The 24,206-nt window shown below is 70.1% G+C and carries 24 protein-coding genes; 15 read left to right on the top strand and 9 right to left on the bottom strand.

Features of this window, described 5'->3' with window-relative positions; genetic code table 11:
• Nucleotides 1-89: 89 nt before the first annotated feature.
• Complete coding sequence (locus tag OIE13_RS33190) at nucleotides 90-410, bottom strand: hypothetical protein (RefSeq protein ID WP_326645607.1); 321 nt, start codon at nucleotides 408-410, stop codon at nucleotides 90-92.
• 248 nt (nucleotides 411-658) lie between these two features.
• Here OIE13_RS33190 and OIE13_RS33185 point away from each other — a divergent pair, with 248 nt between their 5' ends.
• The 4 genes from OIE13_RS33185 (at nucleotide 659) to OIE13_RS33170 (ending at nucleotide 5,838) form a co-directional block, all read left to right on the top strand.
• On the top strand, nucleotides 659-2,707 hold the full coding sequence (locus tag OIE13_RS33185; RefSeq protein ID WP_326645609.1) for an adenylate/guanylate cyclase domain-containing protein: 2,049 nt from the start codon (nucleotides 659-661) through the stop codon (nucleotides 2,705-2,707).
• 57 nt (nucleotides 2,708-2,764) lie between these two features.
• Nucleotides 2,765-3,433: a Crp/Fnr family transcriptional regulator gene (locus OIE13_RS33180; protein ID WP_326645611.1), complete on the top strand. Its 669-nt coding sequence runs from the start codon at nucleotides 2,765-2,767 to the stop codon at nucleotides 3,431-3,433.
• 263 nt (nucleotides 3,434-3,696) lie between these two features.
• Nucleotides 3,697-5,160: an MFS transporter gene (locus tag OIE13_RS33175; RefSeq protein WP_326645613.1), complete on the top strand. Its 1,464-nt coding sequence runs from the start codon at nucleotides 3,697-3,699 to the stop codon at nucleotides 5,158-5,160.
• Nucleotides 5,161-5,226: 66 nt separating this feature from the next.
• A complete protein-coding gene (locus OIE13_RS33170) occupies nucleotides 5,227-5,838 on the top strand; it encodes a hypothetical protein (protein WP_326645615.1) in 612 nt (203 codons plus the stop codon).
• 137 nt (nucleotides 5,839-5,975) lie between these two features.
• On the opposite strand, the gene OIE13_RS33165 is transcribed toward OIE13_RS33170, so the two are convergent.
• On the bottom strand, nucleotides 5,976-8,069 hold the full coding sequence (locus OIE13_RS33165; protein WP_442816027.1) for a PhoX family protein: 2,094 nt from the start codon (nucleotides 8,067-8,069) through the stop codon (nucleotides 5,976-5,978).
• Nucleotides 8,070-8,237: 168 nt separating this feature from the next.
• Here OIE13_RS33165 and OIE13_RS33160 point away from each other — a divergent pair, with 168 nt between their 5' ends.
• A complete protein-coding gene (locus OIE13_RS33160; protein WP_326646919.1) occupies nucleotides 8,238-8,693 on the top strand; it encodes a sterol carrier family protein in 456 nt (151 codons plus the stop codon).
• 32 nt (nucleotides 8,694-8,725) lie between these two features.
• Here the strand turns inward: OIE13_RS33160 and OIE13_RS33155 are convergent, their stop codons facing one another.
• A complete protein-coding gene (locus OIE13_RS33155) occupies nucleotides 8,726-9,766 on the bottom strand; it encodes a hypothetical protein (protein WP_326829195.1) in 1,041 nt (346 codons plus the stop codon).
• Between the two features lie 160 nt (nucleotides 9,767-9,926).
• Between OIE13_RS33155 and purF the strand changes: the two genes are divergently transcribed.
• Both purF and purM read left to right on the top strand, forming a co-directional pair.
• Nucleotides 9,927-11,372, top strand: a complete 1,446-nt coding sequence (gene purF / locus OIE13_RS33150) for an amidophosphoribosyltransferase (RefSeq protein ID WP_326645619.1) — start codon at nucleotides 9,927-9,929, stop codon at nucleotides 11,370-11,372.
• A gap of 43 nt (nucleotides 11,373-11,415) precedes the next feature.
• Nucleotides 11,416-12,441, top strand: coding sequence for a phosphoribosylformylglycinamidine cyclo-ligase (purM, locus tag OIE13_RS33145; RefSeq protein WP_326645620.1), 1,026 nt, complete (start codon nucleotides 11,416-11,418; stop codon nucleotides 12,439-12,441).
• 177 nt (nucleotides 12,442-12,618) lie between these two features.
• Here purM and OIE13_RS33140 read toward each other — a convergent pair whose 3' ends face one another.
• The gene (locus OIE13_RS33140; RefSeq protein WP_030917477.1) at nucleotides 12,619-12,852 is read right to left on the bottom strand and encodes a DUF3073 domain-containing protein; all 234 of its coding nucleotides are present in this window, start codon (nucleotides 12,850-12,852) and stop codon (nucleotides 12,619-12,621) included.
• A gap of 150 nt (nucleotides 12,853-13,002) precedes the next feature.
• Nucleotides 13,003-14,106 (bottom strand): Leu/Phe/Val dehydrogenase, encoded by a 1,104-nt coding sequence (locus OIE13_RS33135; protein ID WP_326645621.1) that lies wholly within the window; start codon nucleotides 14,104-14,106, stop codon nucleotides 13,003-13,005.
• A gap of 315 nt (nucleotides 14,107-14,421) precedes the next feature.
• Between OIE13_RS33135 and OIE13_RS33130 the strand changes: the two genes are divergently transcribed.
• Nucleotides 14,422-15,279 (top strand): hypothetical protein, encoded by an 858-nt coding sequence (locus OIE13_RS33130; RefSeq protein ID WP_326646920.1) that lies wholly within the window; start codon nucleotides 14,422-14,424, stop codon nucleotides 15,277-15,279.
• Nucleotides 15,280-15,597: 318 nt separating this feature from the next.
• The gene (gene bldC, locus OIE13_RS33125) at nucleotides 15,598-15,801 is read left to right on the top strand and encodes a developmental transcriptional regulator BldC (protein WP_013133571.1); all 204 of its coding nucleotides are present in this window, start codon (nucleotides 15,598-15,600) and stop codon (nucleotides 15,799-15,801) included.
• Between the two features lie 138 nt (nucleotides 15,802-15,939).
• Here the strand turns inward: bldC and OIE13_RS33120 are convergent, their stop codons facing one another.
• Nucleotides 15,940-16,629 (bottom strand): TetR/AcrR family transcriptional regulator, encoded by a 690-nt coding sequence (locus OIE13_RS33120; protein WP_326645622.1) that lies wholly within the window; start codon nucleotides 16,627-16,629, stop codon nucleotides 15,940-15,942.
• 135 nt (nucleotides 16,630-16,764) lie between these two features.
• Between OIE13_RS33120 and OIE13_RS33115 the strand changes: the two genes are divergently transcribed.
• The 3 genes from OIE13_RS33115 to OIE13_RS33105 all read left to right on the top strand — a co-directional run bounded on the left by OIE13_RS33115 (nucleotide 16,765) and on the right by OIE13_RS33105 (nucleotide 19,209).
• Nucleotides 16,765-17,850: a LacI family DNA-binding transcriptional regulator gene (locus tag OIE13_RS33115; protein WP_326645625.1), complete on the top strand. Its 1,086-nt coding sequence runs from the start codon at nucleotides 16,765-16,767 to the stop codon at nucleotides 17,848-17,850.
• 123 nt (nucleotides 17,851-17,973) lie between these two features.
• On the top strand, nucleotides 17,974-18,222 hold the full coding sequence (locus OIE13_RS33110; RefSeq protein WP_030917491.1) for a hypothetical protein: 249 nt from the start codon (nucleotides 17,974-17,976) through the stop codon (nucleotides 18,220-18,222).
• 108 nt (nucleotides 18,223-18,330) lie between these two features.
• On the top strand, nucleotides 18,331-19,209 hold the full coding sequence (locus tag OIE13_RS33105; protein ID WP_326645627.1) for an N-acetylmuramoyl-L-alanine amidase: 879 nt from the start codon (nucleotides 18,331-18,333) through the stop codon (nucleotides 19,207-19,209).
• An 8-nt stretch (nucleotides 19,210-19,217) separates the two neighbouring features.
• Here the strand turns inward: OIE13_RS33105 and OIE13_RS33100 are convergent, their stop codons facing one another.
• On the bottom strand, nucleotides 19,218-20,756 hold the full coding sequence (locus tag OIE13_RS33100) for a N,N-dimethylformamidase beta subunit family domain-containing protein (protein WP_326646921.1): 1,539 nt from the start codon (nucleotides 20,754-20,756) through the stop codon (nucleotides 19,218-19,220).
• A 118-nt stretch (nucleotides 20,757-20,874) separates the two neighbouring features.
• Between OIE13_RS33100 and OIE13_RS33095 the strand changes: the two genes are divergently transcribed.
• Together OIE13_RS33095 and OIE13_RS33090 are read left to right on the top strand one after the other, a co-directional pair.
• The gene (locus OIE13_RS33095; protein ID WP_326645629.1) at nucleotides 20,875-21,201 is read left to right on the top strand and encodes a glycoside hydrolase family 20 zincin-like fold domain-containing protein; all 327 of its coding nucleotides are present in this window, start codon (nucleotides 20,875-20,877) and stop codon (nucleotides 21,199-21,201) included.
• 62 nt (nucleotides 21,202-21,263) lie between these two features.
• Nucleotides 21,264-22,208, top strand: coding sequence for a beta-N-acetylhexosaminidase (locus OIE13_RS33090; RefSeq protein WP_326829194.1), 945 nt, complete (start codon nucleotides 21,264-21,266; stop codon nucleotides 22,206-22,208).
• 35 nt (nucleotides 22,209-22,243) lie between these two features.
• On the opposite strand, the gene OIE13_RS33085 is transcribed toward OIE13_RS33090, so the two are convergent.
• Both OIE13_RS33085 and OIE13_RS33080 read right to left on the bottom strand, forming a co-directional pair.
• The gene (locus OIE13_RS33085) at nucleotides 22,244-22,447 is read right to left on the bottom strand and encodes a heavy-metal-associated domain-containing protein (protein WP_326645632.1); all 204 of its coding nucleotides are present in this window, start codon (nucleotides 22,445-22,447) and stop codon (nucleotides 22,244-22,246) included.
• A gap of 94 nt (nucleotides 22,448-22,541) precedes the next feature.
• Complete coding sequence (locus OIE13_RS33080) at nucleotides 22,542-23,627, bottom strand: quinone-dependent dihydroorotate dehydrogenase (protein WP_326645633.1); 1,086 nt, start codon at nucleotides 23,625-23,627, stop codon at nucleotides 22,542-22,544.
• Nucleotides 23,628-23,779: 152 nt separating this feature from the next.
• Between OIE13_RS33080 and OIE13_RS33075 the strand changes: the two genes are divergently transcribed.
• Nucleotides 23,780-24,163 (top strand): hypothetical protein, encoded by a 384-nt coding sequence (locus OIE13_RS33075; protein ID WP_326645636.1) that lies wholly within the window; start codon nucleotides 23,780-23,782, stop codon nucleotides 24,161-24,163.
• Nucleotides 24,164-24,206 lie beyond the last annotated feature (43 nt).

Here is a 24,206-nt window from a genome sequence, read left to right as displayed (position 1 = left end):
CGGGTGATCAGGCGGCCGCGCAGATCACGTACACGGTGCCCTGGATCTTGCCGCTCCCTCCGTGGCCGCTGGTGGTGCCCCCGGAGGTCTTACCGTCTTCCCTGCCGTCCCTGTCGTCGTCGTCGGAGCCGGAGTTCGCCTCGACGGAGACGGACCAGCCGCTCGGCTTGCCACCGGAGAAAGTGGGCGCGGAGGCTCTCCTGGCCCCACCTGATCCGGATCTCGGTGGGCCTGCACTTGGCCGTCGCGTTGACGATGCGGGTGTAGCGCGTCTGCTTGTGGACACACGCGTGGATCTCCGCGGCCGCCGACGAGGCTACGGCACTGCCGCTCGCGGTGAACAACGTTCCAGCGAGTACACCAACGGTCATGACGGCGAGCGTGCGTCCGCCCGGCAACTTGATAGCCACTGGGCTTCCTTCTGCGACACCAGAGTCTGGCGTGATGGGAGAGGTACGAGTGGTACACGATTCAACCGCTCCAATGGTTTACCGGTGAAACATCACATTTCAATCTCGGAAGCCCAGATGTCCGAATGTCCAGATGTCTGCCGTCAACGGCCGCGTGCGGAATAATCGGACCGTTCGGGGGAACCTGCCCGCTGGGCGTGGACGAACAACACAGGGAACCAACGGGTTCTCCAGACGCGGAGGCCACCGTGCCGACCATCAACCCGACGGACACGGTCACCCGAGACCGTTCCGGCCGGGAACCGTACCTGCCGCCTGCGACCCAGCCGGTCCGCACCCTGGTGTGGGTGTTGCACCTGGCACTGCCAATGCTCGGACTCTGGCTGCTACTGGCCCAACCCGACCTGAACATCGTTCTACAGGACAATCCCAGTCATTTCTGGTTGATCATCACCGTCGCCGGGATCAACCTGGCCCTGGGCCTCATGATCAGCGAGGCATCGGCCAGACGGGCGGACGCACGCCTGCTCCTGGTCTCGCTGGTCTTCCTGAGCAGCGCCGGATCCTTCCTGGTGCACGGGCTGTCCACGCCGGGGATCATCCTGGGCACCCCCAGCTACGGGTTCGACCTGTCCCACCCGGTGGGTCTCCTCATCGCCTCGGTGTTCGCGTTCACATCGGCGCTGCCCCTGAGGGACCGAGCGGCCGAGACCGTCCTCAGGCACCAGATGTGGCTGCGCGGCGGTCTGGCCACCCTGATCACCGGGTGGGGGATCGCCTGCCTGGTGCCGGGCCTGACCCCGCTGAGCGACTCGCCTCCCGGGGGCACCGGCCTGGGCGGCCTGGAGTGGATCGGGGTGGCCCTGTACGTGGTGGCGGCCGCGATGATGTTCCAGCTGCACCGCAGCCGTCCCGCGGTCGTGCTGATCAGCCTGGTCACCGCGTACGCGCTGCTCGCCGAGTCCCTGGTCGCGGGGTTGTCCCACCGCAACTGGCACCTGTCGTGGTGGCTCTGGCACGTGCTGCTGACCACGGCGTTCCTCTTCGTCGCCTACAGCGCCTACCTGCAGTTCCGGCGGGAGGGCACGAGTGCCGGACTGTTCGACTCGGTGGCACTGTCGGCGACGGTCCGCAGGATCAGAGCCGACTACGAGGCCGCTCTGGAGGAGCTCGTCGGCCACCTGCGGCGCAGGGAGGAGAGCAGGGTTCCGATCGCGAACAGGCTGGCGGGCAAGTTCGGGCTCACCGAGTCCCAGGTGGCGGTGCTCGACCGGGCGGGTGAGGCGCTGGCCAACGAGCGGGAGCTGACCGACAGGCTCGCCGCGCTGGTCGACACGGGCCGGCAGGCCCGGGTGGGCCTGCCGGAGCGTGAACTGCTGGCGCAGAGCCTCGGTCGCGTGCGGCAGGCGTATGGAGACGTCCGGATCAAGCTGGTCGACAACGGCCGGGTCACCGTGAACTCCAGGGAGTACGGTCCGCGGGACTTCCCCGACGACCAGCCGATCCGGCTGGAGGGGAGGGTCGTCCACCCCTTGACCGTGCAGGGCAGGCTCGCCGGGGCACTGGAGGTGCCGATCGGCAGGACCCCGCAGGACGAGGCGCTCGCCACCATGCTGGCCGGTCAGCTGTCCATCTCCCTGGAGAACGTCCGTCTCTACCGCGAGCTGGAGACCCTCTTCCGGCAGTACATGTCGCCGGACGTGGCCCAGTCGCTGCTGGCCGACCCGCAGACCGCGGCTCTCGGCGGCGAACTGGTGGAGCTGACCGCGCTCTTCGCCGACCTGAAGGGATTCACGAGCTTCTCCGAGCGGGTGGCGCCCGGCGAGATCGTCGAGATGCTGAACCGTTACCACACCGCGGCCGTGCCCATCGTGCTCGGCAACGGCGGCACGATCGTGCAGTTCGTGGGTGACGCGCTGCTCGCGCTGTTCAATGCCCCCGCCCGGCAGTCCGACCACGCCCTCGCCGCGGTGCGGGCGGGCCTGGCGATGCAGGAGGCGGCCGAGGAGATCGCGACGGGGATGCCCGGCTATCCTCGCTTCAGGATCGGGATCAATACCGGTGAGGCGCTTGTCGGAAACATCGGCAGCCCCGAGCTACGCGGTTTCAACGCGATGGGCGACTGTGTCAACGTGGCCGCAAGACTTGAGGGGATCGCCGATCCCGGCAGCGTCGTGATCGGCCAGAGCACCCTCGACCTGATCGGCCCCCGGGCCCAGAGCCGTTCCCTGGGCCTGCTCAACCTCAAGGGCAGGGAACAACCCGTCCATGCCCACGTGCTGTCCGGGCTCTCGTAGAAGCACCTCCCGCCTCGGGAGCCGTACGGACACGATCGAGATCGCCACGAGGTGGTTATGACTTCCTCCCCCGAACCGGGTGAGTTCATCACGTTGCTCACAAGCGATGAGGTAGCGGCCCTGTACGCCGCCGGGCACTCCCGGCGCTGGGACAGGGGCGCGACGATGTGCACCGAGGGTGATGTGAGCGACTGGGTGCTCGTCCTGACATCCGGTCGTGTCAAGGTGTCCTCGCACACCGCGAGTGGCAGCGAGGTGGTCCTCGCGATACGAGGCCCCGGGGCGTTGCTCGGCGAGTTCGCGGCGATCGACGGGCTGCCCAGGTCCGCCACGATCACCGCCCTCGAACCCGTCGAAGGAGTCACGGTCCACGACTTTCCCGGTTACCTGCGGGACCACGGGAGAGTCGCGGTGCTGCTCGTGCGGATGGTGGTCGGCAAGATGCGCGACTCCGACCGTAAGCGCATCGAGTACGGCGCGTTCGACACCACGGGCCGCGTGGCCACCCGGCTGGTCGAGCTGGCCGAGCGGTACGGCGAGCCCGCCAACGGCGGGGTCCGGGTGATGTTGCCGCTCTCCCAGGACGAGCTGGCCGGCTGGACCGGAGCCTCCCGCGAGGCGGTCAGCAAGGCGTTGCGCTCCCTGCGCGACCGTGGGCTGATCGAGACGGGCCGCCGCCGCGTGATCATCCACGATATGGAGGGCCTGCGTAGACGGGCGCGCTGAGAGCGCGCCGGCGGCACACCGGACGACCGGCGCGAGGGCGCGCCTGCCCACGAGCGGGAAGGCACGCCCTCGCCGCGCGGGGCAAGGTGACAGGCACGGTCCCCGGCGACGGCAACGAGCACGACGATCTCCTCCGGCGGAGCCGATCCGCCACCCAGCCGTCGCCCACGCCGGGGGCTTGACCCGAGGCGCCGACGGGGCAGACGTGCTCTAAAGCGGATCTGGATCAAGATCGACGTACAACGTACGTCAGACTGTGACTCATGGTCGCAATCCCCCAAGACCTGCCTGGATCCCCTGAATACCTATCCAAACTCCGCTATGCGTGGCGAGTCTGCTCGGTCACCAGCCTGGGTATGGTCATGATCGGCATCTCCGGCAGCACACTGAACGTCGCACTTCCCACCGTGGTCAGGCACTTCCATGCGGACGCGTTCGCGGCCGGCTGGGTCCTGCTGGCCTTCCTCCTTGTCAACACCGCGACGCTGGTGTTCTTCGGCCGGGTGGCCGATCTGCTCGGCCGACGGGAGATCTATCTGGCGGGGTTCGTCCTGTTCACCGTCGGATCACTGCTGGCCGGGCTCTCACCCGACATCTGGTTCCTGATCGCGATGCGCGCCGTGCAGGCGATCGGGGCCGCGATGGTCCTTGCCAACGGAACCGTGATCATCACCGACGCCTTCCCTCCGGACAGGCTCAGCCAGGGCATGGGCGTCTACATCGGCACCCTCTCGGTCGCCCAGCTCGCCGGCCCCACCCTGGGCGGCCTCATCGCCGAGGCCGCCGGCTGGCAGTGGATCTTCTGGATCAACGTGCCGGCCGGGCTGGCCGCCCTTGTCTGGGGAGCGTTCACGCTACGCCGGGTTCCACGGGGGGCCCGCCGGCCGGTGGACGCGCTCGGCAACCTGATCGTGTTCGCCGCCCTCTCCGCGGCTCTGATCGCGCTGTCCGAGGTAGGGTCGCAGGGTCTGTCCGGCCCCGTGGTGATCGTCGGTGCGGCGATCGCGGTGGTGCTGGTCCCGGTGCTGGTCGTGGTGGAGCGCCGGGCGTCGTATCCCGTGCTCAACCTGCGCCTGTTCGGCGAGCGCATGCTGGCCTTCGCCAACCTCGCCTCCTTCTGCAACGCGCTGGCGCGCTCGGCGCTGATCCTGCTGGTCGCCCTCTACTTCCAGGCCGCCAGGGGCATCGACGCCGTCACCGCGGCCCTGGGCGTGCTCCCCGTCCCGATCGGCATGGCTCTGGCCTCCCCGGCCGCGGGTGCCCTCGGCCGCCGGATCAAGCCGTACGCGCTCTCGGTGGGGGGCACCCTGATGAGCGCGGCCGGGCTGGGCATCCTGCTCCTGAACACCGCCCCCGCCACGCCGTACTGGATCATCGGGGTGGGCCTGTTCCTGTGCGGCTGCGGCAGCGGCACCTTCATAACCGGCAACACGACCCAGGTCATGGCCGCCCTGCCCGCGGAGAGTCTGGGAGTGGTGAACGGCTTCCGGCTCATGATCATGAATGTCGGGATCGTGCTGGGCGTCGCCCTCACACTCAGCGTCCTGACCGGCTCGGTCAGTGCCGAGCTTCGCGGGCAGGTGTACGCGGGCACGCTGTCGCGCCTCTCCCCCGTCGCCGTGGAGCACCTGGTGACCGGCTTCCAGCGGACCTACGCCGTCCTGTTCGCCGTTACCCTGGCGGGCGCCCTGACGGCCTCCCTGGCCCGTCCCCGCCGCCGGGCCTGAGGGTCAGCGCTCGCCGCGGGGCGGGCGGACAGCGGGATCGCGCCCCGGAGCAGGAGCCGGGAGATCATGCGGGCTCTCCTCGCAGGAGAGAACCCACCGCGCGTGGCCGGGCCGGGTCCCGCACCCGCACCCGCACCCACCCCCGGCACCACAACCACGCCCAGCGCCACAGCCACCCCCAACGCCAGCACCACGCCCAGCACTACGCCCACCCTCAGCGCCACATCCACGTCCGGTGCCACGACCAGCGTCACCACCAAAACCAACCAGACAGTGTCAATTCCCACTATAGGGGGCAGAAACACCATCCCCAAGGCGTTGAAGAACGTCCCGTCGCTCCGCGTCCTGCCCCCGTGGCCCCGGCAGGCCAGTCACGTCCGGATATTCGTGCACTGCCCTCCCTCGTCGAACCACGCGATCATCGGCTCCACCGCGTTCAACCTGAAGGGGTCGAACCGTCTCTACCGGGAGATCGGGGTAGGACTCTCCGACAGGGGATTGGCACACCGCGGCGCGTCCATCTCCTACTTCGCCTTGCCCGGACCCCACGGGGCCTGCCTGAAGTGCGTGAAGGTCACGATGAACAAACAGACCCGTATCAGGCGGATCCGGGTGACCGGCCGGGCCTTCGCCCCACTCTTCGTACGAAGGTTCAGCATCTGGCAGTTCTTCGACTGAACGCCCCACCGGCGACCCGGTATCGCCGGCTTCCCGGGGGACCGGTTCCCCGGGCAATGCCGGGTCCTGTCCCGGTGGCTCTCACCGGAGCCGCCGGGACAGGACCCCGTGCCTCCCCCCGGAAGCACAGACGGCGGTCAGGAGCCGATCTTGCCGCCCCTCGCGTGCCAGGCGACCACCACGGACGGGCGGGGCTGGGAGGTGCCGCCGTCCGGCCAGTGGCTGCTGGGAGCCTCGGGGGTGGCACCGTTGGTCTCGCCGGGGTGCTGCACGGCCACGAATACGCTGCGCTGGTCCGCGCTGACCAGCGGGCCGCAGGTCTCCGCGCCGACCGGCATGCTCAGGAACTGCTTCAGGTAGCCGCGTTCGGGACCGCGGACCGGCATGACGAACAGGCCGTCGTGGGCACCGAGCTGGTTGCCGTCCGTGGAGATCCAGAGATTGCCGTCGGCGTCGAAGGCGACGTTGTCCGGGCAGGAGATCGGCGAGACCATGGTCTTGTCGAACCCGGCGAAGTAGGTCGCGGGGTCGTTCGGGTCACCGCAGACCAGCGGCAGGGACCAGGCGAAGGTGGTGGCCCCGGCGTCGTCGCGCCGCTCGACGATCTCCAGGACGTGACCGTGCTTGTTGGCCGGGCGCGGGTTGGTCTCGTCCACCTGGGCAGGAGTCCGGTTGGTGTTGTTGGTCAGCGCCACGTAGACGCCACCGGTGACGGGGTTGCGCTCCACGTCCTCGGGGCGGTCCATCTTGGTCGCCCCCACCTTGTCGGCCGCCACCCGCGTGTAGACGAGCACCTCCGCGGCCGTCATCCCCGGTACGTGCGAGACGTCACCGGTGACCAGCGGGATCCACTCGCCCGAGCCGTCGAACCGCCCGTCGGCCGGGAGCTTGCCGGTGCCGTCGATCTCCGTGGCGGGGCTGTTCCCGGTGAATCTGGCCACGTACAGCGTGCCGTCGTCCAGCAGGTCCCGGTTGTTCCGGTCGAAGCCGGGAATGTAGCGCTTCCTGGAGACGAACTTGTAGACGTACTCGAACCGGGAGTCGTCCCCCATGTAGGCCACCACCCGGCCGTCGGCGGCCAGGGAGGTGGTGGCGCCCTCGTGGGCCATCCTGCCCAGGGCGGTGCGCTTGATCGGGGTGGAGTCCGGATCGAACGGGTCGATCTCCACGATCCACCCGGTACGGTTGATCTCGTTCGGGTGTTTCGCCAGGTCGAAACGGTCCTCGACCCGGTCGAACCTGCGGTTTCCATTCGGGATGCCCGTCGTGGCGCTCACCCCGTACCGGGTGAGGTAGGGCTTCTGCGCCTCGGGCACACCGTTGCCGTTGACGAAGTACTGGTTGAAGTTCTCCTCGCCACTGAGCACCGTGCCCCACGGCGTGGTGCCGCCCGCGCAGTTGTTCAGCATGCCGACCGGCGTGGTGCCCCTCGGGTCGGCCGCGGTCTTCAGCAGGTCGCTGCCGGCCGCCGGGCCGGTGAACCTCATACGGGTGTGCACCGTGATGCGACGGTTGTAGCGGCGGGGGCCCCGGGTGACCAGCTTCCACTGGCCGGACGCGCCCACCCGCTCGACCTCGACCACCGAGCCGCCGTGCGCGGCCATCGCGATCCTGATCTGCTCCTCCGTCGCGGAGGTGCCGTCCGTGTAACCGCGGAACATCAGGTTCTCGTCGGTGTACTCGTGGTTGACCCAGAGCAGGCCGCGCCGCTGTCCCAGCGGGAAGAGCGTCACGTAGTCGCAGTTGTAGCCGAACTGCCTGGCCTGCGCGGCGGCCGTCTGCCTCTCGAAGTCGAACGCCGGGGCGCCCGGCAGCACCGGGTCACCCCAGCGCACCACGACCGCCGACAGGTAGCCCGCGGGGACCGTCACCCTGTCGTCGGTGTTCGGCGCGACGGCGGCGAAGCGCAGGCCACCCTGCTGACCGTTCCCATGGCCGTGGCCCCCGCCGGATCCGAAGGTCTTCGCCTCCGGCTCCGGGGCGGCGACGGCCGGGAGCACCGTACCGATCCCCACCCCGGCGACGATGGCGCCCAGGGCACCCGCGCGCAGCATCCCGCGCCGGGTCATCGCCTCGGCGACCACGTCGCCGAAGTAGGTGTTGTCACTGGTGTTCATCACATCGTGGGCGCACTGGTCACCGCAACGAAACCGGCAGGTGAGCGCGCTGCGGCCCCCCTTGTGAGGGCTCATGAGCAGGGGCAGCGGGCGGCGCGGCGACATGTTCGCCACAGGATCCTCCAAAAAAGGGGGCGGGATCGTACGGCCCGGACGCTACGTGCGCCAGCCAAACCGGAGGTGAACGGCATTTGCCCAGGCAATGAACCGTTGCCCGGTGTCACCGGGATCGAGCAGCTCAGAGGCGTCCTGTCGTCGGGACGGGCCGCTCCGGCGGGCATCATGGAGGGCGTGCCACCTTACAAGCCCGACGCCGCCAAGGTTCACGCCGCCCTCGACACCCAGCTGAGCGCCCTCGACGAGCCGCTCTACGACGGTCCTACCGGAGTCACGGCGCTGCTGGACGCCTGCGTGAGCGTGGTGCTGCGAGCCTTCGAGCGCGAGATCCGCCCGGAACGGGAGATCACCCGCTTCGCCGTACGGCACCTGCTGGACGCGCTGGCGACGGCCGCTCCCGGCCGGACCGTCGAGGTCCGGGTCCCGCCCTACGCGGCGGTGCAGTGCGTGGAGGGTCCCCGTCACACCCGTGGCACCCCGCCCAACGTGGTGGAGACCGACGCGCGCACCTGGCTGGATCTGGCTACCGGCCGGCTGACCTGGCCTGCGGCGATGGCCACCGGCAAGGTCGCCGCGAGCGGAGCCCGCGCCGACCTGTCGGACCATCTGCCGCTGCGATAGCTCCCGCCGTTCCCAGGCGCGTGGCGGGATCGTCAAGGGGCGGGCCGGAGCCGGACGCCGAACCTGTCCTCGATGCAGCGCTGCTGGAGCTCCGGTGGCAGGTTGGCGCAGTCGCCGACCTTGCTGTAAAGCCAGCTCAGGAAGACCGCGGCGATGATCAGAGTGAGGACGCTCAGCGCTATGCCCGCCCAGGCCCGGCCCGGGCCGGACTTCTTGGCGAGTGCGATGATGCCGACGACCAGACCGACGATCGCCACCAGCACGCCGAGGCCGCAGGCGATGAGCGACACGATGGCCACGATCCCGAGCACGAGCGCGGCGGTACCGAGCCCGTCACCCTGCCTGCGCCCCTCACCCGGAGACGCCGGGTAGGGCGCGGCGCCTGGATAGGCGGGCGCGCCAGGCGGCGGGTAGGGGCCTGCCGCGCCCTGAGCCGGCTGGTAAGGGCCCGCCGCGCCCTGAGCCGGCTGGTAAGGGCCCGCCGCGGACGGCGTCTGCGGGCCGGGACCTCCGTAGGGCTGCCCGGCCTGCTGGGCCTCCCCGTATCTCGGTTGTTCCCCGTAGCCGTGCCGGCCCGAATAGCCCTGCTGGGGAGTTCCGGGAGCGGGCGGCCGATCCGCCTGGAAACCACCGGCGGCGGGCTCGGTGGGCCGAGGCTGGGCCGCGGGTTCCTCGGAGGGCTCAGGCGGTTCGTAGCGCGAGGGCTGGGCGGGGCCGGGGTGGTCAGGACCGCCCGGAGCCTCCGAGGCGCCCTCCCAGCCGGGATACGCGGCGGGCGTGGCACCGGGCACGGGGTGGGGCGGCCGTTCCTCCGGCGAGGGAACTCCCCCCTCCCGCCCACCGGACTCCGGTTTCTCGGGTGTCTCGTCCCCCCTCGGGGCGTCCGGATCACCGGCCTGGTCGGGCTGAGGGACCTCTGGCGCGACCGGCGTGTCCGGATGCGGCGGCACCCTCGGTTCCCCGGGAACGGGGGACGGCGGCCAGGTCGGCGCCTCACTGGGATCGGGTACGGGCGACTCGGGATCCGGCTCCTGCCGCGGGTCGGGCTGGTTCGGGTCCACAGGTGTTGTCACGTCTACTCTCCCGACGCTTGGGCATGCCGGATATCTCACACTCCCCTGTCACCCGCCGACGAAACAGGCCGACACGGCAAAATACCGATGATTGTTCGGTCAGGGTGCGACATGCCACGGAACGGACCCTAGGTGCGAGCAGGGAAGAAGCCGACCTAGAATGAAGCATGTGTTGAAGGGCGACGGCCATCTGAGCCATGACCTTGACCCCCACGACCGGCCTCCGAAGGACGCATGTGGCGTCTTCGGGGTCTGGGCTCCTGGGGAGGAAGTCTCCAAACTCACCTACTACGGGCTGTACGCGCTGCAGCACCGCGGTCAGGAGTCCGCGGGCATCGCGGTCAGCGAGGGCAGCAGGATCCTCGTCTACAAGGACATGGGGCTGGTGTCCCAGGTCTTCGACGAGTCCGTGCTCGGAACCCTCCGCGGCCACCTGGCGATCGGTCACTGCCGCTACTCGACGACCGGATCGAGCGTCTGGGAGAACGCGCAGCCGACGCTGAGCTCGACCGAGGGCGGCGGGCTGGCCCTCGCCCACAACGGAAACCTGATCAACACCCCGGTGCTGGCCAGGCGTCTGGCCCCGGGTTCCACCCGGGCGACCACCGACACCGAGGTGCTGACGTCGCTGCTGGCCCAGGACCGCAGCCAGCCCATCGACGACGCGGCCGCCGAGCTTCTTCCGCAGGTCAGGGGCGCCTACTCGCTCGTCTTCATGGACGAGAGGACCCTTTACGCGGCCCGTGACCCCCAGGGCGTCCGCCCGCTGGTCCTGGGGCGCCTGGAGCGCGGCTGGGTGGTCGCCTCCGAGACCGCGGCACTGGACATCGTGGGCGCCACGTTCGTCCGCGAGATCGAGCCGGGCGAGCTGATCACCATCGACGAGCGCGGCGTGCGCTCGCGAAAGTTCGCGCTCGCCGAACCCAAGGGCTGCCTGTTCGAGTACGTCTACCTGGCCCGCCCCGACACCACGATCGCCGGGCGCGGCGTGCAGACCACGCGCGTCGAGATCGGCCGCATGCTGGCCCGTGAGCACCCGGTCGAGGCCGACCTGGTCATCCCCACGCCCGAGTCGGGCACCCCCGCCGCCGTCGGCTACGCCGAGGCGAGCGGGATCCCGTACGGCCAGGGCCTGGTCAAGAACTCCTATGTGGGCCGGACCTTCATCCAGCCGTCCCAGACGATCCGTCAGCTGGGCATCCGCCTGAAGCTCAACCCGCTGAAGGAGGTCGTCGCGGGCAAGCGCCTGGTCGTCGTGGACGACTCGATCGTCCGGGGCAACACCCAGCGGGCGATCGTCAAGATGCTGCGCGAGGCGGGTGCCAGGGAGGTGCACGTCCGGATCTCCTCCCCGCCGGTCAGCTGGCCGTGCTTCTACGGCATCGACTTCGCCACCCGGGCCGAGCTGATCGCCGGTTCGCTCAGCGTGGAGGAGATCCGCGCCTCGCTCGGCGCCGACTCGCTCGGATACATCTCGCTGGAGGGCCTGACCAAGGCCACCACGATCCCCGCCGACCGGCTCTGCCGCGCCTGCTTCGACGGTAACTACCCGATTCCGATCGACCAGGACAATGTGGGCAAATACGTGCTGGAGGCCAAGCATTGAGCAGGTCAGGCGGCCAGACCGCCCGGCCGACGAGAGAGGCCCCATGACCAGCTACGCGGCCGCAGGAGTGGACATCGACGCGGGTGAGCGCGCCGTCGAGCTGATGAGGTCGAAGGTCGCGCGGGCACGGCGGCCCGAGGTCGTGGACGACGCCAGCGGCTTCGCCGGCCTCTTCGACGCCTCGGCCCTGCTGTCGTACCGGCGGCCGCTGCTCACCACGTCGACCGACGGCGTCGGCACCAAGGTCATGCTGGCCCAGCGGCTGGGCAAGCACGACACGATCGGCCTCGACCTGGTCGGCATGGTCGTGGACGACCTGGTGGTCTGCGGTGCCGAACCGCTGTTCATGACCGACTACATCGCCTGCGGCAAGGTCGTTCCCGAGCGGATCGCCGAGATCGTGGGTGGCGTCGCCGAGGGCTGCCGCCTGGCGGGCTGCGCCCTCATCGGCGGGGAGACCGCCGAGCACCCCGGGGCCATGGGCGCCGACGAGTACGACCTCGCGGGCGCCGCCACCGGCGTGGTGGAGGCCGACCGGATGCTCGGCCGGGACAGGGTGCGCGAGGGCGACGTGGTCCTCGCGCTGGCCTCCTCGGGCGTGCACTCCAACGGCTACTCGCTGGTCCGGCACATCATCGACCGGGCCGGGCTGTCGCTGGAGGCCGAGCTGCCCGAGCTGGGCCGGACGCTGGGCGAGGAGTTGCTGGAGCCGACCAGGATCTACTCGCTCGACTGCCTGGAGCTGGCCCGCAAGGTCGACGTCCACGCGTACGCGCACATCACGGGTGGCGGCCTGGCGAGCAACCTGTCCCGATCGCTGCCCGACGGGCTGGACGCGCTGCTCGACCGCTCGTCATGGACCCCGCCCGCCGTCTTCGAGGTGCTCGCCGGACACGGCGGGGTGGCCCAGGCCGACATGGACCGCACGTTCAACCTGGGCGTGGGCATGGCCGCGGTCGTCGCCGCGGAGGCCGTGCAGCCCGCCCTGGCGCTGCTCGCTGAGCGGAACCTTCCGGCCTGGGTGCTGGGCGAGATCGTCGAGGGCTCTGGGCAGGCACGTTTCCGATGACCCTCGGGCCCTTCCCCGCCCCCGCCCGGGGCAGGGAAGGGCCGGTGTGAGTCGAGTACGACGAAAAGCGCCCCGGACCACCGGAGCGCCGCATATTGTCGACTCCCAGCGAGAAGAACACCCGGTGGCTCTGTGCTCACCACCGGGTGCCCCGCTCACCGTCAAACCGAAACCCGCCTAGCGGCGCCCGGATGTCCCGTCGTCGCGGTCATCCTTGGAGCCGAAGTCATCGGCGTAATCGGCGTACCGATCCGCCAGCTCGTCGTAGGCGTCGTTGGAGTCGTCGTTGTGGTTGGAGTCATCTCTGACTCCGAGCTCGTCGCGAAGACGCTCAAGATCAGTGCCACCGCTGTTGTACTTCAGCTGGCGAGCAACCTTGACCTGCTTGGCCTTTGCTCGGCCGCGCCCCATTGGCTCGACCCCCTCGTGTGGGGTCGTGCCCGACCCCTCGTCGCTAACGCACCACGCACTGACGCCACCTGACTTGAGGCGCCAGCTCTCGTTCGCCTACAACCGTACCCGTTTTACGCCCGGCTCGGTACGTCGTATGGGCGTGTAGGGCTAGTGGCCCAGCCAAATGCCCCTAATTCGCCCGACTTCCGACATTCTTCGCTCGGCCAGCCTATCGGCTGCGACGGCCGGAGGGACGCCGTCCTCCGCCGCGCTGGAGAAGATCTTAAGAGTCGTGTCGTAGATCTGGGTGGCCTTTGCCCGCGCCCGGTCCATGTTGAACCCGCGGATCTCGTCCGCGACCTGGATGACACCGCCGGAGTTGACCACGTAGTCGGGCGCGTAGAGGATTCCCCGGTCGGCGAGCTGCTTCTCCACCCCGGGATGGGCCAGCTGGTTGTTCGCCCCGCCGCAGACGATCGTGGCGCGCAGGCGGGCCACCGTCTCGTCGGCCAGCGCCCCGCCGAGGGAGCACGGCGCGTAGACGTCGATGTCGGATCCGGTGAGCTCCAGCCGGTCGGCGACGACCTCCACCCTCGGGTAGCGCCGCAGCAGCCGCTCCACGGCCTGCTCGCTCACGTCGCAGACCACGACCTCGGCGCCGTCCTCGACCAGGTGGCCGACCAGGCGGTGGCCGACCTTGCCCACGCCCTCGACGCCGACACGCCTGCCGCGCAGCGTCGGCGTGCCGTAGGTGTGCTCGGCGGCGGCGCGCATGCCCTGGAAGACGCCGTGGGCGGTCAGGATCGACGAGTCCCCGGCTCCGCCGTTGGCCGGCGTGCGGCCGGTCACGTAGGAGCTCTCGCGGGCCACGATGTCCATGTCCTCGCTGTTGGTGCCGACGTCACACGCGGTGTAGTAGCGGCCTCCGAGTGACTGGACGAACCGGCCGTAGGCGCGCAGCAGCGCCTCGCTCCTGTCCTTCGCCGGGTCGCCGATGATGACGGCCTTGCCGCCACCGAGGTCGAGTCCCGCCAGGGCGTTCTTGTAGGACATCGCCCGGGAGAGATTGAGCACATCCGCCAGCGCGGCCTGCTCGCTCTCGTAGGGGTAGAACCTGGTGCCGCCCAGGCCCGGGCCCAGGGCCGTGTTGTGGATGGCGATGATGGCGCGCAGGCCACTGCGCTCGTCGGAGCAGAAAACGACCTGCTCGTGCCGGGTCTGTCCGATTACCGGGCCGGTGTCCTTGTGGGACGGCCCGAAGACGTCGGTCACTGTGGTGACTCCCAGTCGTCCGTTCCCGCCGCTCCGTCGCGGCGGAGATCGCCTTCAGCGTAACCACAGACCCGCGAAGGGACGACTCACGCGAAGGCCCCATCATGGTCGACGAGTGGGCTGCCGGGCCTGCCTCGCAGGTCTGTCGCCCGCCGTCACGGTTCCCGCGACGATCAGGGATCGGCCGTCGCCCGCCTCGGCCGAGGAAGGCGAGAGGCCCCGGGGGCGGAGGAGTCGCCTCGGTCGCCGAGACGGAGGCCACGAAAGCCGGTCCCGTACGGACAGCGGCCGGTCCTTCGTGACACGATGCGGAACGTGCTGCCCTACGCCGCGTACCTCCGCGTCTACGAGCCACTGGTCGCGTTCACCCCTGCGGAGCGCGCCTCGTGGGCCGCCTACGCCGAGGCTGCCGACCGACCGCGCCGAGCCGGCGCCCTGCACGCCGAACACGGCGAGGCGGTGCGACGCCTCCTGGGGATCCCACCGGCCCCGGCACCCGTCCAGGAGAGCCCCAACGCCTATCTGAGGCGCGTGGAGGAGGTCCTGTACGTCTGCCCATGGCAGAGCAGGCTGAGGTCGTGGCTGGCCTTCTCGCGCTTTCGCGGGGCGACCCCGCCCAAGCTGATGGAGCGGTTCGTCCCACCCGCCGTCGCGGAGCAGACCGTCGACGACTTCGACCGGTTCAAGCGTCGCAGCGACTCGGCCGCGCTGCGCACCCACATCCGTGGCTCCACCTGGCACGTTCCGACCTCGTGGTTCGTCCCCTTCGACGGCAACGAGCGCTGGCTGGTGATCGACGGCAACGGGGGCCAGGGGGGCACGACCACCACGCGCAACCTGATCTACGTCACCTCCATGGCCCATGCCAGGCGCCGCAGTGCCCGCGCCCTGCAGATCATCAGAAGGCAGGTCGGCGAGGTCTCGGTCACCGCCGAGGTCGAGGACGTGGCGCGCTGGCTGGAGGAGTTCCACCCGCATTCGCTGGTCGAGCTCGACTACGGCGGCATCGTCAACCTCATGGACGACGAGAGGCTCCAGGCCGACGAGTCCGTGGCGGAGCTCGCGGCGGCACTGACAGGTCTGGAAAAAGGCGAGGAAGAACTGGCGTTCGCCATGTACCAGCGCGTCATCCTCCGCTGGCGATCAATACAACTTCTCGAATCAGCAAACTGACTCGCAAATCATCCCTTCGACCTGCGTAAGTAGGTCCGTCGATGACCGGGGATGCACCTACGAACTGAGTAGTTTGCCGTTTTCACTGCGATACCACGAAACGTGTCGCTAGAATCACCGAGCGTGACAACAACACGTGCACAAGAGAGATGAGTCACTCAAAGACTCGCCAATCGCTCTACGTGGCTGTATGGTCACATCGGGTGATGCCGTATATGGCCCAAACTGCCGCACGCAATGGCCATAGGCGGACATCCGTGACAAGCGTCAAGTCGCAGGATCGCTGTCGCCGGTCCACATGGAGGAGAGGCCGCACAAATGTCAGCTCGTACACCCGAGGCAGAGCCGCTGCTCACCCCGGCGGAGGTCGCAACCATGTTCCGCGTCGATCCCAAGACCGTGACCCGGTGGGCGAAGGCGGGCAAGTTGACGTCCATCCGCACCCTGGGTGGACACCGCCGGTACCGGGAGACCGAGGTTCGCGCGCTGCTCGCGGGGATTCCGCAGCAGCGCTCAGAGTAAGACGGGGGCCGTCACTGACCTAGGGGGATTGGTGCGCGCTCACCCTGTGAGCGCGTAGGCCACACAGGTTTATGGGGAGCGGCGTCGCCCGCCCGGCGCCGCCCCAGCACATGCCCGGCAGCTCCTTTGGACCTCGGGTCAGCCCGACCGGTCCCGGACCAGATCGTCCAGCAACTCGCCGACCTGCGAGTCGTGCTTGGCCGCCACGCCGAACAGCGCCACCATGTGGTCGACCAGCATGCGCTCCAGAGCCGGCCGCTCGATGTCGCGGTGCTCCAGCCAGTCGAGGCCCGCGGTCTCGACGGAGGCGATCCACGAACGCAGCGTGATGCGGAGTACGGGGCCGGGCTCCTCGACCCGCATCTGCCTCATGATCAGCCTGAACAGCCGGTTCCTGACCGAGTCGACGATCTCCCCGATGTCGCCGCTGCGGTTGGCGGGACCGCCCCTGAGCAGTGCGGCGAAACCCGCCGCGTGCTCCTCGACGAAGTCGAAGTACCGGGTGAGCCCTCCCGCCAGCTCGTCCAGCGGGCGGCCGCCCCCATGGGGCTTGAGCCTTGCCTCCAGCTGCGCGGCGGCGCTTTTCAGCGCGGCGACATAAAGCTCCTGCTTGCCACCGAAGTAGTGGTAGACCAGGGCCCGCGACGCGCCGGCCGCGGAGGCCACGTCATCGATCGACACGTCCTCCGCGTCTCGCCTGCTGAACAACTCCAGGGCCGCGGCCATGAGCTCCTCACGGCGCCGGTCCACGCTGAGCCTGCGACGCGCCGGTCGCGCGTCACCCGCCGCAGGTTTCACCTGTTCGGCGGCTCCGGATGTCGAGCCCACACCGTGAAGACTATCGGAGTCGATACGCACGGCGGCGAGGTCAAGATCGGAGTTCCCTACCCCGGAGGCCGTACCCCATTCGGAACTCGATCGTTTTGAGTGACAGGTGCCCATCCACCATTGCGGGGGAGAGCCATGTCAGGACCGCCGGTCAACACCACATTCACCCGAGCCCGCGGGTTCGCCGAGCCCGTCTTATCCGACGGGTGCGGACCACGCCCGAGACCCACGATCCGCAATGTCGCCGAACGGGCCGGTGTCTCCAAATCACTGGTCTCGCTCGTCCTGCGCGGATCGCCACACGTCAGCGAGCATCGCAGGCAGGCCGTGCTCCAGGCGGCCAGAGACCTCGGCTACCGGCCCAACGCGGTCGCGCGCAGCCTCGTCGAGGGCCGTACCCACCTGGTCGGGGCGCTCGTCGCCGACCTGCACAACCCGTTCTACGCCGAGTTCCTGGACGGCCTGCAGGAGAGCCTGCACGGCGACGGGCTGAGGCTCCTCATCGGCAACAGCCAGTGGGACCCCGCCTTCGAGGACGAGGCGGTCGAGGCGTTCCTCGAACTGCGCGTCGACGGGCTCGTCCTGCTCGGCATCGCGCCCACCAGCGGGACGCTCATCGAGGCCACCGGCTACACGTCCACGGTCGTGGTGGGCGAGCGCGACATCGATCTCGGCGGCGTGGACATCGTCGTCGACGACGACCAACTCGGCGCCCGTCTGGCCGTCGACCACCTCGTGGAGCTCGGCCACCGCCGAATCGCCCACATAGAGGCCTCGGGCATCTCCTCCGGGCGCTTCCGCTGCGAGGGCTACCTGGTCGCGATGCGCAGGCACTCCCTGGCGCCGTACATCATGGTCGAGGAGGGCGCCTCCGGTGAGGAGGGCGGCGCGCGGGCCGCACACAGCCTGCTCACCCGCGACCCCCGGCCCACAGCGATCTTCGCCGCCAACGACCTGGTGGCCATGGGCGTGCTCTCCGCGGCCGCCGAACTGGGACTGCGGGTTCCCGAGGACCTGTCGGTGGTCGGGTACGACAACATCCACCGCGCCGGGACCCAGCCGATCTCGCTGACCACCGTGGACCAGCCCCGCCGTGCCATGGGCCGTTCCGCCGCCGCGCTGCTGCACGACCGGATCGGCGACCCCGGCAAGGCCTCGCGCCTGCGCCAGGTCGCGCCGCAGCTGGTCGTACGGCACAGCACGAGCCCCATCGAGCGCTAAAGAGCCTGCCTGGAGCGTTACAGCACGCCCAGGCAGGCTCCATGAACTCCCCAAAAGCAGGTCAACATCGCGAACGACGGCGCGCCGCCGGTGTTGACTCTGGCCGAGACGAGGGGGGTAACAATGCGTGATCCGGAACTGGTGTCATGCGCCCAGCGAGCCGCCGCCGAGCTTGAGCGGGCGTGGGCGCACTGGCGGGCCGCCCGGGGCCGCAGCGGGGATGCCGGAGCCGAGTCCGTGGCCAGTTACGTGGCTCATTCGATCGACCACCCGTGGGGGCGGCCGCGCGTGGTCCTCGGGCTGGACGCCGAGGACGCCAGGGAACTCGCCTCGCTCCTGCAGAAGCAGGAGGTCGGCGAGCACGCCTGGTGACAGGCTCTCACTCCCGGTAACAGGCGGGCACATATCGCGACAATGACCAAGTCATGTCGTCGCGCGGCGTAAGTTGGGTGGTTGACGACTCACTAGGGGGCGATGAGCGTGACCGGCAGAGCACTCGCGACGGCCCTTGTCCTGTGCGGCCTGGGCGCCGCCGCCTGTGGCGGCACCACGGCGGACCTCGCGCGAGATCGCGTGGGGGTCCCTCCGGTGGCCGCCACGGCCGCCCACCCCGTGACCGGCGGCACGGCCGCCACCCCGGCCGGCTCCGCGACCGGTGCGGCGAGCGCTTCCGCGGCGAGTCCCACGCCGGTTGGAAAACCGCTGAGCGGCAAGGTCGTGGTCATCGACCCCGGCCACAACGGGCAGAACTACCGCCACCCCGCGGAGATCAACAAGCAGGTCGACGTGCTGACCAAGCGGAAGGCCTGCGACACCACGGGCACCGCCACCGCGAACGGCTACAGCGAGGCCGCCTTCACCTGGGACGTCTCCCAGCGCCTGGACAAGATCCTCAAGAACCGGGGCGCGAAGGTGGTGCTGACCCGCCAGGACAACACCGGCGTCGGCCCCTGCATCACCCAGCGGGCCGCGATCGGCAACAAGGCCAGGGCGAACGTGGCGATCTCGATTCACGCCGACGGGGCGGGCCCCGCCAACCACGGCTTCCACGTGATCATCCCGAAGAGGATCGGCGGTCCGGTCGACCCGGTGGTCAAGGCCTCCGAGAGGCTCGGCTTCGACGTACGCGACGCCATGAGGAGCGGCACCGGCCTGCCGTACTCCACCTACATCGGCAAGGACGCCCTCGACTACCGCAACGACATCGGCGGACTGAACCTCTCCACGGTCCCCAAGGTCCTCGTCGAGTGCGGCAACATGAAGAACCCGACCGAGGCGGCCAGGTTCCAGCAGCCGGCGTTCCGGCAGAAGATCGCGCTCTCCCTGGCCAACGGGCTGCAGCAGTACCTGACCCACTGACGGCCCGCTCAGCCTCTCGCCGGACCGGCCAGGCCCAGGGACCTGAGGTTGTCCTCGGCCGGGTGGCGGCGCGCGGCCGGGCCGGCCGCGAAGGCCCGCAGGATGTTCCCGGTGACCCTGCGGACGAAGGAGGCGGCCCGTTCCGTGACGCCGTGGCCGCAGCGGGCTCCCCGCATCGCGCACACCCAGCGCATCGTGCCCGAGGAGAACACGGCGGCGCCGCTCGGCACCGTGTAGTAGGCGCTGTGCGCGACCGTGGGGCGTCCGCCGCAGTCGACCGGGGAGACGGACAGGACCTCCATCGGGCGGGGCACGCCGGTACCGACCCGGTCGGTCTCCACCCCCACCATGCCGGGGAAGGTGGTGCCGCGCCGCACCCCGGTCCCCTTGAAGATCCAGTTGTCGGGACTCCGGACCACGTAGGCGGACTCGGAGGGGAAGCAGTCGTACATCGGCCCGGTCAGCGAACTCTCCGGCCTGCCGCTCGCGCGCCACAGGACCGTGTGGGCGTCCTCGGCGGCGTCCTTGTGGCAGACGACCAGGCGGCGGTGGCCCAGCGGCGTCGCGGCGAAGCGGATCCGCCAGTAGACGGCGTTGGCGCCGAGGAAGGCGAGGTTGGTGCCGTGGTCACGGGCCGCCTCGACGGTGCGGCGCATGCGCGCCGACCAGTACTCGTCGTGGCCCAGGGAGACCAGGCCCCTTGCCCCGTCGAGGAGGTGGGGGTCGCGGTCGAGGTCCGCGCTCGTGACGTAGGCGAGCGGGACACCGCTGTGCTCGGCGACCTCGACGGCGTCGCGTTCCATGTCCAGGAAGAGCCGGGCTCCCGATGTGTCGTAGGGACGGTCGAAGCTGACCGCGCGGGACCTGTCCTCGAAACCGCCGGGCCCCCGGTAGAGGCTGCGGCCACCCCAGTCGTTGTACGCCTGCCAGGTGGTGACCGCGTTGACGACGACCAGGCGTCCCCTGGTGGAGGTGGACCTGACGGTGAGGGGCACGTAGCGGCCGCCTCCGGTGGCGGCGTCCAGCCTGATCAGGTAGGAGCCCTCGGGCCAGCCGGAGGTGTCCACCTCGGGGCCGGGCTTCCAGTGGGCGGCGGTCACCGTGCGGGTGGCGGCGATCGTCCTGGCCGGGACCTGTCTCATGCCGGGCAGCCCGCTCGCCCGCCAGACCTGCCTGGCTCCGGCTCCGCCGTACCAGCCCATGCGGAAGACCCTGACGGTGTAGCGGTCGGCGGTGGTCGAGACGTACAGCCGGAAGCCTTCTCCCGGCGGCACGCTCGCCCGGTCGGCGAAGCCCTCGATCTCGTGCTCGGCACCGCGGTGACGCACTCGCCAGTCGGGGTCGCCGGTCTTGGCGTTCTCGGCCGCGGTGGCGCCCGCCGCCTTGGCGCTCCGCACCGCGGACGCCGACACCGAGGGGGTGGGCGAGGGCGGCTCCGCGGGGAGTTCGGCGGTGGCGCCGCATCCGGCGACCAGCAGTGTCGCCATCAGGGTCGTCAGCGGCGTGCGGACCGCGTGCCAGGACGTTTGGAACATGAGCAGCAGCATGTCCACCTGGAAGATCTCCCCCGGCTCTCCCTCGCTGGACTTGGGCGGTTCTTGGCCTCATGCTCCGGGTCGGCAGAGTAAAGGCCTATCGGCCGATGAGCTTGGCATGATTCAGACCATGACTGACCTCCTGCCGCTTCCTGCCGCGTACACACCCGTGGACGGCTTCCTTGGGCTCTCCCCCGGGGTCGGCGTCTTCGGCCCCGCCGATCTGGTCGACGCGGTACGGCTCGCACTCGCCGTGCTCGACCCGCGCCCCGGCGAGGCAGGTGTGATCAAGGTGGAACCCGACGCGTCGCTCGGTGCCGAGTCGTACACCCTGGACGTGACGGCCCAGGGCGTGCGGATCGCGGCAGGAGATCGCGCCGGGGCCTTCTACGCGGGCCAGACGCTCCGGCAGCTGCTCCCCGCCGCGGCGTTCCGCACGGTGGCGGGGACGGGCTGAGCGTCCCCCTCGGCCGGATACGGGACACGCCCTGGTTCTCCTGGCGCGGGGTGCACCTGGACGTGGCACGGCACTTCATGCCCAAGCGCGAGGTGCTCAGGATGGTCGATCTCATGGCGGCGCACAAGCTGAACCGCCTCCACCTGCACCTGGTGGACGATCAGGGCTGGCGGGTCGAGAGCCGCAGGCACCCGCGGCTGCACGAGGTGGGCTCGCACCGCCCGCGCACGGCCACCGGCTACTACCGGGAGGACCTCGCCTTCGACGACGTGCCGCACGGCGGCTACTACACGCTGGACGACCTCGCCGAGATCGGCGCCTACGCACGGGCCCGCGCCGTGACCGTCGTGCCCGAGATCGACGTGCCGGGACACGCCTCGGCGATCCTCGCCGCCTACCCCGAGCTGGACGCCCGTGCCACCGGTGGCCGGCGGCCCGAGCCCTTCCGGGTGCTGGAGCGCTGGGGCATCTCCCCCGCGATCCTGTCCCCGCTGCCCGGCACCGTCGACTTCCTGACCGACGTGTTCGACGAGATCCTGGCGGCGCTGGGCGACACCCCGTACGTCCATGTCGGCGGGGACGAATGCGTGCTCGACGACTGGGCCGCCTCCCCCGAGATCGTCGCCTTCCAGACGGAGCTGGGCCTGGGGAGCCTCGCCGACCTGCACGCCTGGTTCCTGCGCCGGCTGGCGGACGTGCTGGCGACGCGCGGCAGCCGGGCCGTGGTGTGGGACGAGGCGTTCGTCAGCGGCATGCTCAGGCCCGACACGATCGTGATGCCCTGGCGCGGCCCCGGAGTGGCCAGGCGCGCCGCCGCGGCCGGGCACGACGTGGTGCAGACCTCGGTCTTCCCGCTGTACTTCGACTACGCCGAGGCCGCGTCCGAGCTGGAGCCCCTGGCGATCGGCGACACGATCACCGTGTCGGACGTCGCGGCCTTCGAACCGGCGCCACAGGCCCGGCGGTCAGGGGCTCCCCCGCCGACGGTCCGGGGCGGGAGGCCCTGACCGCCCCGGACCGCCGGAGAGGGGCGATCAGGGCCTCAGCCGGCCACCTCGTAGCCGGCTTCCTTGATGGCGGCGCGTACGGCCGCGTCGTCGAGGGGGTCACCGGAGACGTCGACCCTGCCCGTCTCGAGGTCGACGTCGACACCGGTGACGCCGGAGACCTCGCCGACCTCCTCCTTGACCGAGCTCACGCAGTGGCCACAGGTCATGCCGGTGACGGTGTATGTGATCACGCTCATCGTGCCTCCAATGTCCAAGATTACCCACCCAGGGTATACCGCAGCCCGTCCCGCGCGCCGCCGGGACGACGGGCCGGGTCGCGCCGGAACCGGATCAGGCCGCGGTTCGGCCGATTATCTGGCGGAGGTCCACCACGCCGTGGCGGCGTAGCCGGCGGGCGAGCTCGCGGTTGATGCGATGCGCCCAGAAGGGCCCCTCGTAGATCAGCGCACTGTAGCCCTGGACGAGCGTGGCCCCGGCGAGCAGGCGCTCCCAGACGTCGTCCACGTCCTCCACTCCGCCGGCGGAGACGAGCACCAGGCGGTCGCCCACCCTCGCGCGCAGCCTGCGCAGCACCTCCAGGGACCTCGCCTTCAGCGGCCGGCCGGACAGGCCGCCGCTCTCCTGGCCCCGGTCACGTTCGGCGCCGGTCAGCGCCTGCCGGCTGATCGTGGTGTTGGTGGCGATGATGCCGTCGAGCCCGAGCTCCAGGGCCAGGTCGGCCACCGCGTCCACATCGGCGTCCGCCAGGTCGGGAGCTATCTTGACCAGCAGCGGGGTGCGCTTGGGCGTGGCGTCGGCGACCTCCTTCACCGCCCGCAGCAGCGGGCTCAGCAGCTCCACGGCCTGGAGGTCGCGCAGCCCGGGGGTGTTGGGCGAGCTGACGTTGACGACCAGGTAGTCGGCCAGCGGGGCGAGCTTTCTGGCGCTGGTCACGTAGTCGTCGACGGCTCCCGACTCGGGCACGACCTTGGTCTTGCCGATGTTGACGCCGACGATCGCCGGAACACCTCTGGGCCTGCTCAGCCGCCGGGCCGCCGCGGAGGCACCGGCGTTGTTGAAGCCCATCCGGTTGATGATCGCCCTGTTTCCCACGAGGCGGAACAGCCGGGGCCTGGCGTTGCCCGGCTGCGCGTGGGCGGTGATCGTGCCGACCTCGACGTGGCTGAAGCCGAGCGCGGACAGGGCCTCCACGCAGCCGGCGTCCTTGTCGAAACCGGCCGCCAGCCCGAACGGCCCGGGGAAGTGCACGCCGAAGGCCTGTACGCGCAGTGCGGGATCGCGCGGCGCGAGGCCGCGGTGGAGCAGCCCCCTGACCACGGGCGTGACCGAGAGGACACGGAGCGCGCGCACCGTCAGATGGTGCGCGTCCTCCGCGTCGAGGCGGCTGAGGACCTGCGAGAAGACGAGTCTGTACATCACCGATCAGGTTAGTGCCCCTACGGGGTAAGGCTCGCGCCGACCATGCCTCCGGAGTTCCCGATCAGCGGGCATCCGCCGGATTCAAGGCCGCATATCGCCGTCAACACATCGTTAAGCGTTCGGCAAACAGAGATCGGCAGGGTGGACACATGAACGCCCTGTCACGTTCGGCCGTCGCCCGGCGGCGGCGCACCCTGGCGCACATCGTGCTCCGCGACCTCGCGGACACCGGTGCCGTCACAGTCCCCCTCTGGTGGGAGGAGGAGATCCAGCGCGAGTTCGACGGGCTCGGCGGGTTCCTGGCCGAGCTGAGCCGGCAGTGGTGGACCGCCTACGCCGCACACCTGGACGCGCTGATCGAGCTCGGCCTCGATGACCCGCCCCAGGCGTGGGACGACGTCGCGGCGCAGATGCCGCAGCTACGGGCCGTCCTCGACGCCTACACGGACGACGCGGCACTCGCCGAGGCCGAGCGGCGGCACTGCGACGTCCTGCGCTGGACCATCCGGCGCGAATCCCGGCCCGCTGCCTGATGCTTTACCTGGAATGGAACAATATTCACCGGGAATCGGGTAG

The organism is Streptosporangium sp. NBC_01810, assembly GCF_035917355.1.
GTDB lineage: Bacteria > Actinomycetota > Actinomycetes > Streptosporangiales > Streptosporangiaceae > Streptosporangium.
This window is presented reverse-complemented; position numbering and strand designations above follow the sequence as displayed.